Raw genomic sequence first — 16,640 nt, 5'->3', positions numbered from 1 at the left:
CGGCGTCCTCCCGAGGGACGTCGGGGCTGGGCCTGCCACCCTACCTATCGCGGAACCCCTACTCACGTGTCGCCGCTCACCCGTGGTCGCATGGTCGCCACCTAGCGACACGGGAGGGATCAGTGACGATCCAGGGGTTCTGCGCGCCCGGTTTCGAGGACGTCCGGGCCGAGTTCGAGCGCAACTTCGCCGAGCGGGGCGAGGTCGGGGCGAGCGTGCACGTGACGGTCGAGGGTCAGAGCGTGGTGGACCTGTGGGGCGGTGACGCGGGCGGGCGGCCGTGGACCGAGGACACCATCACGCACGTGTGGTCGTGCACCAAGGGCGCTACGGCGTTGTGCGCGCACATCCTCGCTTCGCGCGGTGAGCTGGACTTGGACGCCCCGGTGGTCCGGTACTGGCCGGAGTTCGGGCAGAACGGCAAGGAGCACACGCTCGTCCGGCACCTGCTCGGCCACCAGGCCGGGCTCGCCGCCGTGCGGGAGCCGCTGCCCGCCGACGCCATGTACGACTGGGCGCTGATGACCGACGTCCTCGCCCGGCAGGAGCCGTTCTGGGAGCCCGGGACCGCGCACGGCTACCACGCGCTGACGTTCGGGTACCTGGTCGGCGAGGTGGTCCGCCGGGTCACCGGGCACACGCTCGCCGAGTTCTTCGAGAAGGAGGTGTCCGGGCCGCTGGGCCTGGACTTCTGGCTCACCCTGCCCGAGGACCTGGAGCCACTGGTCGCCCCGACCATCCCGCCCGCGCCCGGCCCGACCACGTCGCCCTTCTTCGTCGCCGCGACCACCCGGCCCGACTCGGTGCAGGCGTTGATGCTGCTGAACAACGGCGGTTACGTGGTGGCGTCCAACAGCCGCGCGGCGCACGCCGCCCAGTACGGCTCGGTCGGCGGCATGAGCAACGCGCGCGGCCTGGCCCAGCTGTACCGGCCGCTGGCGTTGGGCGGCTCCTACAACGGGGTGGACCTGATCGGCGAGGAGCAGATCGCCGTGATGTCGGCGGTGGCGTCCGCGGGCCACGACCGGATGCTGCTCGGACCGACCCGGTTCGCGCTCGGTTTCCTCAAGGCCAACGACCGGCCGTCTGTGGAGGAGGGTGACGCGATGGGGCTGTCCGAGGACGCGTTCGGGCACTCCGGCATGGGCGGGTCCATCGGGTTCGCCGCGCCGGCCGCGCGGATGTCGTTCGGGTACGCCATGAACCGGCAAGGTGGCGGAGTGGGGTTGAACGGTCGCGGACAGTCTCTTGTGGACGCCGTGTACCGGGCGCTGGGGTACCGACGCGCGGGCGGCGGCTGGTTCCGGTAGAGCGGGCCGGATGCGCCTACGATGGTCGGGTGATCGAGGTCGTGCGCAGTGGCCGGGTCGAGGCGTCGCCGGAACGGGTGTGGCACGTCGTGTCCCGGGCCGACCGCGCGGCGGAGTGGCTCGCCTTCACCGACCGGGTCGAGGTGACCTCCGGCGCGGGCTGCGGCGAACGGCGCACCCAGTACGGCAGGTGGGGCGAGCGGCACTCGGAGATCGACGTGGAGGTCGTCGAGTACCGCCGCCCCAAGGTCGTGGCGTGGCGGCACGTGGCCGAACGGCTCGACGGGCGGCCCGCGCCCCGGTTCGCGGCGGGCACGGAGTTCCGGGTGGAGTTGGAGCCGGATGGCGCGGGGACGCTGGTGCGGCTGCGGTCGTGCCAGGAGCCGGCGTCGGCGCTGAAGGGCTTGCTGATCAAGGCTTTCGGGCGGCGTCAGGTGGCACGCGGGATGGAGAAGTCGTTGGCGCGGCTGACTTCGGTGTTCGCCCAGCCGGCATGATCGTGTGATGAGGGCCGTCCGCCACCGCGAAGTGTCCGCGTTGCTGTCGTCGTGGCGCGACGACGAACTGCTCGACCTGCTGGCTTCGGGCGGCGGCGGCAGCGTCGGGGTGGGCGGGGACGCGGTGACCGTCGAGGTGGCCGGCGCGCCGGTGTTCGCCAAGCGCGTCCCGCTGACCGACCGCGAACTCGCGCGACCGCACTCCACCGCGAACCTGTTCGGCCTGCCCGTGTTCTGCCAGTACGGCGTCGGCGGCCCGTCGTTCAACGCCTGGCGGGAACTGGCGGCGAACCTCGCGGTGACCGAGGCGGTGTTGGCCGGCGAGACGGAGTCGTTCCCCTTGCTGCACCACTGGCGAGTGCTGCCGGGTCGCGCTCCCGTCGCCGACGAGCACGCGGACGTGGACCGGGTCGTGGCGGCGCTGGGCGGTGACGCGGCCGTGCGCGCCCGGATGGAGGCGCTGGCCGCCGCGCGCCACAGTCTCGTGCTGTTCAGCGAGTACGTGCCCCGGCCGGTCGAGGAGTGGCTGGCCGAGGACCCGGTGGGCAAGGCGGCGAGCGTGGAACGGCAGCTCGTCGGCACGGCGGAGTTCCTGCGCCGGCGCGGGCTGCTGCACATGGACGGCCACTTCGGCAACATGCGCGTGGACGGCAACACCATCGTGCTGACGGACTTCGGACTGGTCACGTCGCCGGGGTTCGACCTGTCGGCCGACGAACGGGACTTCGTCGCCCGGCACGCCGGCCACGACGCCGACTACGCGGTGATGCGGTTGGTGAACTGGCTGGTGGTCGCGGTGTGCGGGGTGGACGATCTTGTGGCGCGCAACGAGTACGTGCACCGGTGCGCCGCCGGGGAGGTCCCGGACGGGGTGCCCGCGGTGGTGGCCGACGTCCTGCGGCGGCGCGCTGCCACCGCCGCGCGCATGAACGACTTCCTGTGGGCGTTGTTCGACGGGGACGTGACCGCCCGGTACCCCGCCGCTCAGGACGTCCCGTAGCGCTCAGGACGTCCCGTAGACCGAGCGCAGCCAGACGAACGCGAGCGTGTCCACCAGGTCGTTGTCCCGCTTGGCCGAGCGGCGGGACAGCGAGCGGTTGACGAAGGCCTGTTCGTTCATCGACACCAGGACGGTGGCCAGGGACTTGGCGTCCGGGCCGTCCGGGGCCACGCCGGCGGCGCGTTCCAGGGTGATCTGCTCGGCGGTGGCGTCGATGAAGCGCCGGGCCACGCCCGTCCAGAACTCGCGCATCGGCTCGTCGGTGTCCCGGGCGCGGACGGCCGCGCGCAGCACCGGGCCGTGCTTGCGCCACAACGCGAGCGTGCTGCCCAGCGCGCGGCGGATCGCGGCCTCGGGGGGTTCGCTGCCCCGGCGCAGCCAGGAGGAGGCGGCGTCGTAGAGGGCGTCGAGCACGCGCGCGGACAGGGCGTGCAGGACGGCTTCGCGGGAGGAGAAGTGGAAGTAGAAGGTGGAGCGCGAGATGCCCGCGCCGGACGCCAGTTCGTCCACTGCGATGTCCTCCAACGACCGGTGCTGGAGGAGGCGTTCCGCGGTGTCCAGGATGGCTTGCGACGTGAGGTCGCCCTTGCTCGGGCGACGCCGGGACCCGACCGGACCGGCCGTCGACCGTGGGGGCATGGCGGACATGCTGTCCCGACCGACCACCCGCCCGCAAGCCCCCGTGACGACACCGTGGCCGACGCGCAGCGAACGCCCCGACGGGGTACACAGGACGGGTGGATCCGTTGTGGGCACTGCGGCAGGTGGCGTTCCAACTGGAACGAGCGGGCGAGCCGACGTACCGGGTGCGGGCGTTCCGCCGCGCGGCCGAGGTGGTCGCCGGCCTGCCGCCCGGTGACCTGGAGCGCCGCGTCGAGCAGGGGACGTTGACGGAGCTGAACGGCATCGGCAAGGCCACCGCCGGCGTGATCGTCGACGCGGTGGAGGGCCGTGAGCCGTCCTACCTCTCCAAGATCCGCGGCGCGCCCGAGGTGACCGGCGGCGCGGAGCTGAGGGCGCAGCTCAAGGGCGACTGCCACACCCACTCCGACTGGTCCGACGGGGGCAGTCCCATCCGCGAGATGGCCGAAGCGGCCCGCGACCTGGGTCACGAGTGGATGGTCCTGACCGACCACTCCCCCAGGCTCACCGTCGCCAACGGCCTGTCCGCCGACCGGTTGCGCCGGCAGCTGGAGGTCGTGGCCGAGCTGAACACCGAGCTGGCCCCGTTCCTGATCCTCACGGGCATCGAGGTCGACATCCTCGACGACGGCTCGCTCGACCAGGACCCGGACCTGTTGGCACAGCTGGACATCGTGGTCGCCAGCGTCCACTCCAAGCTGCGCATGGCGGAGCCGGAGATGACCCGGCGGATGGTCAACGCCGTGTCGAACCCGAACGTGGACGTGCTGGGCCACTGCACCGGCAGGCTGGTGGTCGGGCGCGGTCGGCCCGAGTCGACGTTCGACGCGCGGGCGGTGTTCGAGGCGTGCCGGGAGCACGGGACGGCGGTGGAGATCAACTCGCGTCCGGAACGGCGCGACCCGCCGGGGCGGTTGCTGGCGCTGGCGGTGGAGCTGGGGTGCACGTTCTCGATCGACAGCGACGCCCACGCGCCGGGTCAGCTGGACTGGCTGTCGTTCGGGTGCGCGCGGGCGGAGGAGCACGGCGTGCCGGCGGACCGGGTCATCAACACGCGGACGGCCAAGGACCTGCTCGCCCGGCGCTGAGCCGCCCGCGTGCCGGGCGCGCCTTCGACGGCTGGGTCAGCGGCTGCCCGCGGTCGCCGAGCGGGGGGCGCGGGAGGCGCGGACCAGGTGGCCGTACCAGGCGATCAGCGGGCCGGTTCGCCCCTCTGCCAGGCGTTGCCAGGTGGTTCGGCACAGGTCCAGGAACGGGTGCGGGTCCCAGGAACCCGCCATTTCCGACAGCCGGCGGTCGTGGACGTTGCCCAGCCAGTAGCGGCGGTCGAAGCCGTAGGAGACCGGGACCGCCGCGCCGTTCGCCTCGATCACCAACGGGGTCAGCCAGGTGCCCAGGGGTGCGTCCGGGTCGATGGGGGCGGCCATGAAGGCCTCCGGTTTGCGGGTCAGCATGGTCCTGGGGACGGCGTCGAGCTGCACCGCCAGGCCGTGTTCCTCCGCGATGCGGCCCAGCTCGACGGCGGCGTAGGCGAGCTCGACCGCGTCCGGGCGTTCGTTGGCCATCAGGCGGCCGGCGACACCCTCCGGTTCCAGGGGGTGGACCTGGAGCAGCAGGGCACCGGACTGGGTCGCGGCCACGGCGACGTCGCCCAACTGGGTCGCGTTGCCCTGGGTCAGGGTGGTGACCACGCCCACCGGGATGCCGGCCTCGGTGAGGCGGCGGATGCCGGCCAGGGCCTTGCTGAAGCAGCCCTGCTGGTCCCTGATCCGGTCGTGGGTCGGTGCGTCGCCGTCCAGGGACACCGCCACCAGGTCGACCAGGCCGCGCACCAGGCCGATGCGCCGCTGGGTCATGGCCACGGCGTTGGTGGTGACCGTCGTGCGCATGCCCACATCGCGAGCACTCCTCAGCAACGCTGGGAGCTCCGGGTACAGGAACGGCTCGCCGCCGGTCACGTTGAGGACGTCGTAGCCGAGGGCCGCCGCGTCCTCGACCACCCGGGTCAGCAGGCCGATCGGCACGGACTCGGCGACGTCGGGGCCGGAGCTGGAGTAGCAGTGCCGGCACCGGAGGTTGCACAGCCTCGTCGGGTGCACCTGTAGGACCGCCCTGCCGCCCGCAGACTGCCGCATTTCCACCCTCCCGTGGTGCCTCCTATCCGTATGGAGCACACAACCGCCGCTGTGATACGTCATTCCGTCACCAGTGGAGCAACCGGTTCCCTCGAACGTGGGAACCTGGCGGGTTGCTTGAAACGACGTCCGACATCCGAACGACTTCACGGTCGAGGCGACGGAGCCCGAGCGGTCGGCACCGGGGGAGGGGACATGCGTCGCGAGATCGCGGTGTCCACCGACGCGGCCGACGAGGCCGGACGCCCGCCCGCGCTGTCCGCAGACGCCGCCGGACACCCGATCACGCTGCCCACCGAACCCGCCGGGCGACGCGCGATGCCCGCCGAGCCCGCCGGGACCCGGATCGCGGTGTCCACCGACGCGGCCGACGAGGTCAGGCGCCGGGTGTTGCGGGACCTGCACGACGGGCTGGGGCCGTCGTTGGCGGCGGTCGCGCTGGGGTTGCGGGCCGCCCGGCACCTCCTGGGGCACGACCCGGCGTCGGCCGGACCGCTGCTCGCCCGGTTGGAGGAGGAGGTGCACCACGCCGTCGGGGAGATCCGGCGGTTGGCGGCGGGTGCCTACCCCGCCGAGCTGGCCCGGTTGGGGCTGGCGGGCGCGGTGCGGGCGCACGTGGCCACGCTGGCGGACCGGCACCCCGTGCGGGTGGACGTGCAGGTCGCGGGCACCCTGCCGGAGTTGCCGGTGGCGGTGCAGGTCGCGGCCTACCGGATCGTGTGCGAGGCGTTGACCAACGTGGTCCGGCACGCGGGCGCGCGGCACTGCGTCGTGCGGCTGTGGTGCGCGGGCGGGTTGCACGTCGAGGTCGTGGACGACGGCGTGGGCGCGTGCCCGCGCGGGGGTGACGGGATCGGGTTGAGCTCCATGCGGGAGCGCGCCCGCGAGGTGGGCGGCACCTGGGCGATGGAGCACGCCGCGGCGGGGGGCACGCGCGTGGCGGCGGACCTCCCGGTCGCGGGTGGGGTGTGAGCGGGAGATGCTGCGGGCGCTGCTCGTGGACGACCACCCGCTGTTCCGCTACGGGCTCGCCGCCGCCCTGACCGCCGCGTCAGATGTGGAGCTGGTCGGCGAGGCGTCCGGCGGGGAGATGGCCGTCGAGCTGGCGGGCACGCTGAAGCCGGACGTCGTGGTGATGGACCTGAACATGCCCGACCTGGGCGGGGTCGAGGCCACCCGGCGGATCGTGGCGCGGGACCCGAGCGTGCGGGTGCTGGTGCTGACCATGTTCGACGACGACGAGTCGGTGTTCGCGGCGATGCGCGCGGGCGCGTTGGGCTACCTGCTCAAGGCCGCCAAGCCGCAGCAGATCGTGCGCGCGGTGCGGGCGGTCGCGGAGGGCGAGGCGATCTTCAGCCCGGGGATCGCGGTGCGGCTGCTGGCCTACTTCGGCACGGGCGGGCGGGCCAAGCCCGAGGCGTTCCCGGAGCTGACCACGCGGGAGCGCGAGGTCCTGCGGCTGATGGCCGACGGGCGGGGCAACGCGGCCATCGCTCGGGTGCTGGTGCTCAGCCCCAAGACCGTGCGCAACCACGTGTCGAACATCCTGCGCAAGCTGCACGTCGCCGACCGCGCGCAGGCGGTGTCCCGGGCCAAGGAAGCCGGTTTGGGCGACGACCCGGGACAGGTCGGGACAACCCGCCCATAGTGCCGGGACACGTCGAGTCGCGACCATGGTCGAGGGACTTCGAGGCTGGGGAGCCGAGCATGAACGGTGAGCAGATCGCGGTGGTGCTGCACGCGGCGGACTCGATCACGCGGGCCGGGGTGACCGCGGCTCTGCGGTCGCGGCCGGAGATCCGGCTGGTCGAGCCGGACGAGCCGGCGCCGGTCGCCTTGGTGGTGCTGGAGAAGCTGGACGGACCCGCGCAGCAGCTGTTGCGCCGGCTGCAGGTGCAGGGCAGTCCGAACATCGTGCTGGTGGCCGGTGACATCGCCGACCCGGAGCTGCTGAACATCGTCAGCTCCGGGGTGTCGGCGGTGATCCGCAGGTCCGACGCCACGCCCGACACGTTGGTGCGCTTGATCAAGGCGACCGCGGCGGGCCAGGGCGCGCTGCCGCCGGACCTGCTGGGCCGGCTGCTGGACCGGGTGTCGAGGTTGCAGCGCAACGTGCTCAACCCGAACGGCTGGACCATGGCCGGCATGTCCGACCGGGAGACCGAGGTGCTGCGCCTGATCGCGGACGGCTTCGAGACCCGCGAGATCGCCGAGAAGCTGTGCTACTCGCAGCGGACCGTGAAGAGCATCCTGCACGACATCACCAACCGGTTCCAGTTGCGCAACCGAGCGCACGCGGTGGCCTTCGCCTTGCGTGAGGGTTTGATCTAGGTGGGTGGGCCGCTGTCCTGCGGCCCACCCAGCTCACTCCACCCGGCCGGAGAAGGACACCGAGGGCTTGCAGTTGCCCTTCTCGGCCGGGTTCTGGCAGCTCACCGACACGATGACCTTCTCGCCGGGCTTGAACCGCAGCGGTTCGACGTAGTGGCGGTCCAGGTCGCGGAAGTTGGCCAGGCCGACCTCCAGGATGCCGCTGCGGGAGCCGCCCGCGTCGCGCAGGACGCGGATGGTGCCGGTGTCGCCGCGCGGGTTCTGCAGCACGATGTCGCTGATCCGCAGGGTCTTGCCCTCCGGCGGGCTGAAGACGAAGTCGGTGAACTGGTCCGCGTTGCCCACGATCGCCGCGTCGGCCGCGACCCGGAAGTCCGTCGGCTCACCGGCCTGCTGCTTGGCCACCGGTGGCGTGCCGGTGGGCTGCGACCCGGGTGGCGCGCCGGGGTCCAGGCCCACGGCCTCCATCGCCCGGTCGGAGTTGCCCTTGGCCTTCTCCGCCTCCTGCTTGGCCGCGCCGGCGTTCTCCTCGGCGCGGTCGGCGGCGGCCTTGACCTCGGCGGCCTGCTGGGTCGCGGCCTCGCGGGCGGCGGACTTGACGGCGGGCCGCAGCACGGTGAACCACAGCGTGCCCAACGCGAGTGCCAGTGCCAGCAACGCGATCAGTGCGGGCAGCAGCCACTTGGGCAGCAGCTGGCGCTGCACGAACATGCCGTCCGCCACCAGCGGGGTGCCCACGTCGGGCAGCACCTCCACCCGGAACGGCTTGGACTGCGGCTGGCCGCGCAGGAACGTGTCGTGCGGCTTGACCACCAGCTTGACGAACGCGGCCGTGCCGGGCGCGAGCAGCACCTGCGGGCGGTCCAGCTTGAAGTCCAGCTCGCCGTCCGGGTCGCTGGGCGTGAAGCGCACGCCCACCGGGTGGTTGCCCACGTTGTCCACGGCCAGCTCGTACTTGCCGCGGCGGCCCGCCTCGACCTTGCCGGGCACCAGTTCCGCGCTCAGGTCGGTGTACGCGCCGACCTCGACCACGCCCTCCTCGACCACGGACCCGTACGGGTCCTCGCGCGAGGTGACGCGGATGCCGAAGTGCACCGGCCCGGCCGGCACGCCCGCGGACCTGGGTGGCGCGAACCGCACGGTGACCGTTTCGGAGGCCTGCGGCACCAGGTTCACCGCGGCGGGTTCGGCCGCGGCCCAGCCCGCGGCGTCGCCGACCACGTCCACGGTGAACTGGTCGACCAGCTGGCCGGTGTTGCGCACGACGACCGTGCACGTGACCTCGGAGCCCGGCTCCACGGACAGACCCGTGGCGGACAGCGTCGCGGTAGCGCCCATGTCGTAATCCTGTTCGAGAAGCGGTCGGAGAGGACGAGTCGGAGGGGTGGGGGCCGGTGCGTGGCGTGCTGCCCCTACGGGCAGCCGTTCAGCCGCGCCCGACGAAGTCGGGTGGTTGCAGGGACTTCGGGACGACCAGGAACGGGTTGGAGCGCACGGCCGCGAAGCCCGGCCCGGCTTCCGCGGTCGCGGCCAGTTCGCGCGGCCCGACCTGGTCGTTCTCGAACACCAGGACCTGGGCGTCGAACGTGCCGTCGTCCTTGACCGACACCGTGCCGGGCGTGGCGGAGATGCCGACCGTCCAGGCCAGCTTCACCGTGCCGCCGGGCGGGAACCCGGTGCCGGTGGTGCGCGGCACGAACCCGCCCGGCCCGACGAGCGGGTCGACGGTCAGTTTCGGTTGCCGCACCACGACCTTCGCCACGGCGGTGTTGTCGCCGGCGTTGTTGTCCGGCCCGACACCGAGCACCGAACCACCCGCGGTGGTGTCCACGGCGGCCTTGGCGGGCAACGTGATCCGCACGTCGACCTCCTGGAGCGGTTGCAGCACACCGATCACGCACACCGACCCGTCGGCGGCACAGCCCGGCGAGACGGCCTTGGGCGGGGCCAGCTGCGGTGGCAGCGAGGTGACCACGCGGACGTCCGTCATGGGTTCCCCCGCGCCGTTGCGGACCTTGTAGGACAGCACGATGTCGTCACCGCCGACGAAACTCTCCTGCGGCAGCGCGGCGACGGCCATCGACAGGGAACCGGGGTTGGCGGGCGGCTTGATCGGGTCGGCCACGCGGATCGTCACCCGCGCCGCGTTGTCGCCCGGGTTCACGTCCTGGCCCGCGTCGGCCGCGACCACCTGACTGCCGGCCGCGGTCCCGGTGACCACCACCCGGATCTCGACCCGCTCGCGCGGCAGGAGGCGCCCCGGCGCGCAGACCGTGTCGTCGCACGTGCCCGCGGTGGTGGTGACGTTCTCGACGCGGAGCCCCGGTGGGACGGACAGGGTGATAGTCGGCGTGGTCGGCGCGAGACCGGCGTTGGTGACGGTGAACCGGACGGTCGTCGTGCCCTCGAACGGGATGGCCGCCGGCGCGACCGCACCCACCACGACGAGGTCGGCCAACGGCTGGAACGCGGCCACCCCGACGTCCGCGTCCGGGTCCTGGACCAGCACGGTCGCCGGGCCGCCGGACGGCGAGACCTGCCAGATGCGGCTCGCGCCGAACTCGCCCGCGCACTGGTCGAACGCGATGAGCGCCCCGTCCGGCGACCACGCGGGCGAGTCCAGGCAGAGGTCCGCGGTGAAGATCCGCCGGGCGTTCGCGCCCGACGCGTCGGCCACGCACAGCGACCGGTCCGCGTGCGTGAACACCAGCCGGCCGCCGTCCGGTGACCAGGCGGGGGACGTGTCGTCGCGCGCGCACTCCGCGGCGAACAGCCGGGACAGGTTGATCTGCCGCACCGGTCCGGAGAGGTCGACGAACCAGATGTCCCGGGTGTCCCGGGACTCCGGGACGAACACCCCGACCGGCGCACTGGCGGTGCTGCTGCGCGTGCCGTCGCGTGCGGTGCAGGTGACGGTGGTGACGCCGACCGGGAACAGCTGCCCCGGCGTGGCGTCGCAGGTCGGGACGAGCGGCTCGCCGTCCGCGGTCTTGGCGGCGGCGGTGAACGGGACGGCGACCGGCGTGCCGTTCTGGCTGATCACGGTGTCGCCGTTGACGACGACGGTCGGGTTCCCGCCGGCGACCTCGGTGACCCGGATCGTCTGGTTGTGCGGCCGACTGGGCCGGGCGCCGTCGAACAGGAACTCCACCCGGCACTCGTCCCGGTCGCCGACCGCGGCGATGCCGGGTTCGGGCGGGTCCAGCCGCACGGTCTCCTGGAAGGTCACGTCGGTGTTGCCCGGCACGGTCGCGGACGGCGGGGTGAACTCGATGGAGACGCCGTCAGGGCAGTACGCCTGCGGGGTCACCGTGACCGGCAACCGCGAGATGCCGTGCCGGATGCCCGCCACGATCTGGTCGGGCCGATAGCCCTCGGTGAGCACGCCGCCGGTGGCGTCGGTGAGCCGGGACGCCTGCTCCCGGCCGTTCAGCCCCGGCACTTCGGCGGCGGCGGCGGGGACGGTGGGGGCGGGGGGCACCACGGGCACCGCGACCAGGTGGATGCCGAGGGCTTTGAGCTCCCGCTCGATCCGGGACTCCTCCCAGTACGGGTAGTCGGCCTCGCAGTTGTTCGGGCCGTAGTAGTCGCCGCACTTGTCGGGGGAGTTGTGGCTGGCCGCGTCACCGGCGACGACCACGATCCGGCTCGTGCCCGGCTGGGTGAAGATCCCGTCCTGCGTGACCCGGTGCAGCGCGTTGAACCAGTCCTCGGGGTCGTCGCCGCCGTCGCCGATCACGAGCTTGTCCTTGTCCTCCAGTATCTTCTTGACCTCTTCACGGGTCGTCATCGCCGTGGCCGGCTGGTAGCGCAGGGACTCGCCGTCCGAGGCGTCCTGGTAGGCGGCGATGCCGAAGCGTGCCAGCGGTTCCTTCTCCGCGATCTGCCGCATGGCGTCGACCAGGTTGGCGCGGACGGCGCGGACGGCCGTGTCCATCGAGAACGTGGTGTCCAGCAGGAACATGATCTCCGGGCGGGCCGGGACCTCCGGGGTGCGCAGGGTGGCGCTGGTGGTGAACTCGCCGCCGAGCGGGGTGGATCCGCCGACCGAGCGCGGGTGGACCAGTGGGACCTCGACGGCCCGCGTGTCGCGTGTGAACGCGATCCCCCGCCCGTCCGGCGACCACGCGGGTTGGCTGTCGTAGCCGGTCATGTGGTCGGGGAACGGGATGGTGTCCAGCAAGGCCCCGTCGGACACGCGCAGGATGCGGACTTCGTTCTCGTAGGTGACGGCGAGCCGGGTGCCGTCCGGGGACCACGTCGGGTCCGCGCCGCGCAGGGTGCGCTGGCCGGTGCCGTCCGCGTTGGCGACCTTGACCACCCTTCCCTCGCCTTGCGTGGAGGTCCACGCGATCCGGGTGCCGTCCGGCGAGTACGCGGGGTCGGTGTCGTGCGGCGAGCCACCGGTCGTGGTCGGCAGCGGGTTGCCGCCGCGCGAGTCGGTGCTCCACAGGTCGCCGGCCTCGTCCGGCACGGCCCGGCTGAAACCGATCCGGTAGGGCTTGAGCGGTTCGGGTTGGGCTGTGGCGGTCGGGCGGTCGGCGAGCAGGGCTGTGCCCAGCAGTACGCCGGCCAGGGCCACCGCGGTCGTCCTGCTCGTCCGTCCGATCACCTTGTGCCTCATTCCACCGTGAAGAGCTCGATCTCGGAGATGGCGACCTCGTTGCCCTGCAACGACCGGTGCACCGTCTCGACGTGCACCTCGACCCACTCGACGCCCTGCGCGCCCTCCAGCTTCACGGCCTTGGGCTCGGGCAGGTCGACCAGGTTGAGGTCCTGGGTCTTGCCGTTCGAATAGACCAGGTGCACCTTGTCGGGGCGGTGCGCGGTCTGGAACGCGTTGGGGATGCCGACCAGGAACAGCGCCTGCGCCAGGTCCACCTTGTGGTCGAACTCGAGCACCAGCGCCGGTGGGGTCGGTTCCAGGGGCGCGGACCAGTAGGTGGCCGTGTTGTTGTCGGCGGCCAGCTTCGGCTCGTGACCGGGGCTGGCGACGTTGGCCGTGACGTCGTTGGGGCGGATCGGCTTGGCCTCGTTGCTGAACCAGTCCTTGACCGTGCGGACGAGGCCGGTGGCCTGGCCGTTGACGGCGCCGCGGAACTGGCCGTGCAGGCCGTACAGGCCCAGGCCGCCGAGCAGGGCGACCACGACCGACCAGCGCAGCACCCGGCCGACCGTGCGGCCGACCGAACCGCGCCTGCGGTGGCGGGTGCCGGCCTTGGCGGGCTCGCGGCGGGGGAACAAGCGCCGCCACCACTTCTCCGGCACCACCTGGGCGTCGGCCAGCTTCTCGCCGCACCGGGAGCAGAACTTCCGGGTCGGCGGGTTGGCCTCGCCGCACTGGCCGCAGATCAGGTCACCGGGCTGGGGTTGGCGGCGCTCGGTGTACTGCGGGCGCGGCGGTGGCGGGGTGCGGCGCTCGTCGGTGGGCTGCATGGCCCCCGGCTGCTGCGGCGGCGGACCCTGCGGCGGCCCTTGTGGCGGCACCGGCGGGCCGGACCCGCTCTGCCCCGGCCCACCCCACCCCGGCGGCGGACCGTGGGGCGGCGCCGGCTGACCGGAACCGCTCCGGCCCGGCCCACCCCACCCCGGCGGGGGCACCGGTCGGCCGGAGCCGCTCTGGCCCGGCCCGCCCCAGCCCGGCGGCGGTTGCGGCGGGTTCCACGCCGGCCTCGGGTGCGGTGCGGCGTGCCCCGGCCCGTTCCACCCGGGCCTGCCCTGCGGCTGGTTCGGCACCGGTTGGGCCGCGGGGGTGCGTTCCCACTCCAGGTAGGTGCCGCACGACCCGCAGAACTCCGCACCCCGGGCGTTGCGCTCCCCGCACTGCGCACAGACGATCACAGTCCCCCGACCTCCAATTCCACCACCACGTGCGCGGGCACCGCGGCGGCGATCGCGGCCGACAGCCGCACCCGGTCCACCGCGCCCGGGTCGGCCACCCGCACCCGCACGACGACCCGCGCCGGACCGGTGTCCGGCAGCGGCACCCCGGGCCGGTCCGAGGACGTGCAGCCGCCGCTGTCCACGACCTCCACCTGTCCGCCGGTCAGCAGCCGCACGTGCGCGATGAGCCCGCGCCGCGTGCCGCGCCACCGGTGCAGCTGCACGGCGTTGGCCACCAGCGCCCGGCGTTGCAGCACCGACCAGCCCTCGCCCACGTCCAGCGCCACCCAGTGCCCCAGCCAGTCCAGGAAGTCCTCCGGGGCCACCTTCGGATCGAGGTAGCCCGCGAACCCGTCCAGCGCGGTGAACACCGGGGCCAGCACCTCGTCCAGCGCGGCCAGGAACCGCTGCGTGAAGTCGTCCTCCAGGTACACCGCGGGCAGCCGGTCGGCCAGCGGGTGCGGTGTGGGCAGAGTGGGTCCGCCGGTCCTCATCGCGTCACCCGCACCTGGTGGCCGTAGGAGAACGCCAAGCCGTTGGGCGGCAGGTCCAGCCTCGGCACGGCGTTGCCGCGCTCGCCGGTGACCGGGTTCGCGCCGAACAGCTTGACGTCCTCGACCAGCTCGACGCCCGGAACCCGTTGCAGTACCGCGTAGACCTCGCCGGACTGCACGGGCCGTCCGAACGGCCAGCCGTCGCCGTCCGGTCCGCCGCTGATCGGGTTGAAGTACTCGTACAACGCCTGCACCGCCCGCGTCCGCAGCACGTCCTCGGGGGTCCCGGCGCGCGACCGGAGCTGCGCGACGATCGTGACGCCCTGGTAGTACGGCGGTTCGACCGACACCCGGGCGCCGATGCAACGGCGTTCGTCCAGGAACCGCTCGATCCGCTGCCGCACCTCCGCGTTCGGTTGCAGCGCCCCGAAATCGGCTTCCTCGCCGACCCCGACCGCGGGCACCACCAGCACCCGGACGGCGGGCGTCCCCTGCCCGGCCGGGACGCACCGCACGCGGGCGATCTCGGGCGCGGCCTCGCGGGTCAGCAGCTCGTAGTCCTCGGCGGTGACCGCCCGGTCCCGCGTCCGCAGCACCAGCGGCCCGCGCAGGGACGCGTCCTGCACCGACTCCCCCGCCACGCCGCCGCTCGCGGGCTCGCGGTTGGTGACCGAGCTGACGAACGGCACCGGGTCCCGCTGCACCTGCAACAGCCCGCGGGCCACGTTGCCGCGCAGCCCGCCGCCCGTGCGGTACTCGGGCACCCGGATCGCGGCGGACTTCGCCGGCACCGCGCCGAACAGCCGCACGCTGCCGTCGGGCTGCCGGATCGCCGGCCCGAAGATCACCTCGCCGCCCACCCGGTCCAGCACCACGTGCCGGTCGCGCGGCCCGGACTCGGCGAAGGTCCGCACCTCGGTCCACTGCTCCCAGCCGTCGGCGGTGGCGACCTCGACCACCAGCGCGCCCTCGTCCACCACCACGGGTGTGCGGGTGAGCGCGAACCGTTGTCCCGCAACGCCTTCCGACACACCGATGGTCTCGTTGCGCACGATGTCGGCGTGGGTGGCGTCGGTGGTGCCGCCGATGGTGGCGGCGGTGACGGCCAGCAGCTTCGGCGGTTTCTGGTAGAAGGCCGCCTCGGGCGCCGGTTCCACGGCCCGGCACCGCAACCAGCCCGCGCGCTGCCGGGCGATCACGGACGCGGTGTGCGTGCGCGGCACGTGCACGACCACGTCACCGGGCTTGTTGAAGCCGCCCGTGGAGTCGCGGTCGACCTCGCACGCGGTCCACCCCGTGCCGTTCCACGCCTCCCACACCCACGGCGGGCGGCGGGGGTCGACGCCCCGACCCTCCGCGTGCGCCTCGACCCGCAGCAGCACCGCGCACCCCGGCACGGCGTCCGACAGCCCGAACAGGACGCTGTCGCCGGGTGCGGGCGGGTCGCTGAAGCACTCCGGGGACTTGCCGTCCCGCAGCTCGTCCGTGCGGTCCGCGGGCGGCACGTTCGGGTCGGCCGTGGCCGTGACCAGGTGCTTGAGCTCGCACGGCACGATCGACAGCTCGCGGTCCACGGTGAAGACCACCGGGTCCTCGATCTCGCTGCGCTCGGTGGCGACCTGAGCGCCCAACGGCACCACCACCGGCACCTCACGCGGCGCGGACAGCCAGAAGGTGACCTCGGCGCGCGCGGCCGTGGGCGGGAACAGCTTGACCCCGATGAGGTCCAGGAACCGCAGGTAGTGCAGTGCGGGCACGCGGTTGAGCCGGTAGAGCAGCTCGTCCACCATGTGCGCGAACGCCTCGATCAGCGTGACACCGGGGTCGGACACGTTGTGGTCCGTCCACTCCGGACAGTGCTGCTGGACGCGGCGCTTGGCCTCGTCCACCAGGTCCTGGAAGCGGCGGTCGTCCAGGTTCGGCGCGGGGATCGACATCAGGCGCCCTCCTCGTCGGCATCGTGCGGCGGGATGACGTAGAAGGGGAACACCAGGTTGCGCGGGTCGTTGGTGCCGCGCAGCGCGTACCGGATGTCGATGAGCAGCGTCCCCTGGTCGACCTCGTCGAAGCCGACCGACACGTCCGCGAGCGTGATGCGCGGTTCCCAGCGCTCCAGGGAGATCCGGACCTCGTAGGCGATCCGGCCCGCCGTGGCGGCGTCGGCCGGCGCGAACACCAGGTCGTGGATCGCGCAGCCGAACTCCGGGCGCATCGGCCGCTCGCCCGGCGCGGTGGCCAGGATCAGGCGGATGCTCTCCACGACCTCGCGGTCGCCGCCGACCAGCGCCACCGAGCCGGTGGCGTCGGTGTGCACCGGGAAGGCCAGGCCCCGTCCGACGAAGTCCACG

Annotated in this window: 15 protein-coding genes; 7 read left to right on the top strand and 8 right to left on the bottom strand. The window is 73.1% G+C overall.

The window, feature by feature from the left end:
• The first annotated feature begins 122 nt into the window (after window positions 1–122).
• From DFJ66_RS34210 to DFJ66_RS34200, 3 genes are read left to right on the top strand one after another with little or no spacing between them, the layout of a single operon-like run.
• Window positions 123–1,310, top strand: a complete 1,188-nt coding sequence (locus DFJ66_RS34210; RefSeq protein WP_211351404.1) for a serine hydrolase domain-containing protein — start codon at window positions 123–125, stop codon at window positions 1,308–1,310.
• Between the two features lie 29 nt (window positions 1,311–1,339).
• Window positions 1,340–1,807 (top strand): SRPBCC family protein, encoded by a 468-nt coding sequence (locus tag DFJ66_RS34205; protein ID WP_170199832.1) that lies wholly within the window; start codon window positions 1,340–1,342, stop codon window positions 1,805–1,807.
• Between the two features lie 7 nt (window positions 1,808–1,814).
• Window positions 1,815–2,807 carry a serine/threonine protein phosphatase gene (locus tag DFJ66_RS34200; protein WP_121227491.1) on the top strand — a complete coding sequence of 331 codons (993 nt, stop codon included), beginning with the start codon at window positions 1,815–1,817 and terminating at the stop codon, window positions 2,805–2,807.
• A 3-nt stretch (window positions 2,808–2,810) separates the two neighbouring features.
• Here DFJ66_RS34200 and DFJ66_RS34195 read toward each other — a convergent pair whose 3' ends face one another.
• A complete protein-coding gene (locus tag DFJ66_RS34195; protein WP_170199830.1) occupies window positions 2,811–3,446 on the bottom strand; it encodes a TetR/AcrR family transcriptional regulator in 636 nt (211 codons plus the stop codon).
• 98 nt (window positions 3,447–3,544) lie between these two features.
• Here DFJ66_RS34195 and DFJ66_RS34190 point away from each other — a divergent pair, with 98 nt between their 5' ends.
• A complete protein-coding gene (locus DFJ66_RS34190; RefSeq protein ID WP_121227486.1) occupies window positions 3,545–4,537 on the top strand; it encodes a PHP domain-containing protein in 993 nt (330 codons plus the stop codon).
• 36 nt (window positions 4,538–4,573) lie between these two features.
• Here the strand turns inward: DFJ66_RS34190 and DFJ66_RS34185 are convergent, their stop codons facing one another.
• Entirely contained in the window at window positions 4,574–5,584 is a 1,011-nt protein-coding gene (locus DFJ66_RS34185; RefSeq protein WP_121227484.1) for a radical SAM protein, read from the bottom strand.
• A 195-nt stretch (window positions 5,585–5,779) separates the two neighbouring features.
• Here DFJ66_RS34185 and DFJ66_RS34180 point away from each other — a divergent pair, with 195 nt between their 5' ends.
• The 3 genes from DFJ66_RS34180 to DFJ66_RS34170 are packed head-to-tail and all read left to right on the top strand — an operon-like array spanning window position 5,780 to window position 7,915.
• Window positions 5,780–6,556 (top strand): sensor histidine kinase, encoded by a 777-nt coding sequence (locus tag DFJ66_RS34180; RefSeq protein ID WP_246030012.1) that lies wholly within the window; start codon window positions 5,780–5,782, stop codon window positions 6,554–6,556.
• Between the two features lie 7 nt (window positions 6,557–6,563).
• Window positions 6,564–7,232: a response regulator gene (locus DFJ66_RS34175; protein ID WP_121227482.1), complete on the top strand. Its 669-nt coding sequence runs from the start codon at window positions 6,564–6,566 to the stop codon at window positions 7,230–7,232.
• 59 nt (window positions 7,233–7,291) lie between these two features.
• Window positions 7,292–7,915: a helix-turn-helix transcriptional regulator gene (locus tag DFJ66_RS34170; RefSeq protein ID WP_121227480.1), complete on the top strand. Its 624-nt coding sequence runs from the start codon at window positions 7,292–7,294 to the stop codon at window positions 7,913–7,915.
• A gap of 33 nt (window positions 7,916–7,948) precedes the next feature.
• Here the strand turns inward: DFJ66_RS34170 and DFJ66_RS34165 are convergent, their stop codons facing one another.
• From DFJ66_RS34165 to DFJ66_RS34140, 6 genes are all read right to left on the bottom strand, one after another.
• Entirely contained in the window at window positions 7,949–9,253 is a 1,305-nt protein-coding gene (locus tag DFJ66_RS34165) for a COG1470 family protein (protein WP_121227478.1), read from the bottom strand.
• 88 nt (window positions 9,254–9,341) lie between these two features.
• On the bottom strand, window positions 9,342–12,527 hold the full coding sequence (locus tag DFJ66_RS34160; RefSeq protein WP_170199828.1) for a DUF11 domain-containing protein: 3,186 nt from the start codon (window positions 12,525–12,527) through the stop codon (window positions 9,342–9,344).
• Between the two features lie 8 nt (window positions 12,528–12,535).
• Window positions 12,536–13,756 (bottom strand): zinc ribbon domain-containing protein, encoded by a 1,221-nt coding sequence (locus tag DFJ66_RS34155; RefSeq protein ID WP_147459428.1) that lies wholly within the window; start codon window positions 13,754–13,756, stop codon window positions 12,536–12,538.
• Window positions 13,753–14,292, bottom strand: coding sequence for a phage tail protein (locus tag DFJ66_RS34150; protein WP_121227472.1), 540 nt, complete (start codon window positions 14,290–14,292; stop codon window positions 13,753–13,755). Before DFJ66_RS34150 ends, DFJ66_RS34155 begins: the two co-directional genes overlap by 4 nt.
• Window positions 14,289–16,229, bottom strand: coding sequence for a putative baseplate assembly protein (locus DFJ66_RS34145; protein ID WP_121227470.1), 1,941 nt, complete (start codon window positions 16,227–16,229; stop codon window positions 14,289–14,291). Before DFJ66_RS34145 ends, DFJ66_RS34150 begins: the two co-directional genes overlap by 4 nt.
• Window positions 16,229–16,639: a GPW/gp25 family protein gene (locus DFJ66_RS34140; protein WP_121227468.1), complete on the bottom strand. Its 411-nt coding sequence runs from the start codon at window positions 16,637–16,639 to the stop codon at window positions 16,229–16,231. Before DFJ66_RS34140 ends, DFJ66_RS34145 begins: the two co-directional genes overlap by 1 nt.
• Window position 16,640: the final 1 nt, after the last annotated feature.

The organism is Saccharothrix variisporea, assembly GCF_003634995.1.
Taxonomy (GTDB): Bacteria; Actinomycetota; Actinomycetes; order Mycobacteriales; family Pseudonocardiaceae; genus Actinosynnema; species Actinosynnema variisporeum.
Note: the sequence above shows the minus strand (reverse complement) of the source record. Positions and strands in the feature narration are given on the sequence as shown.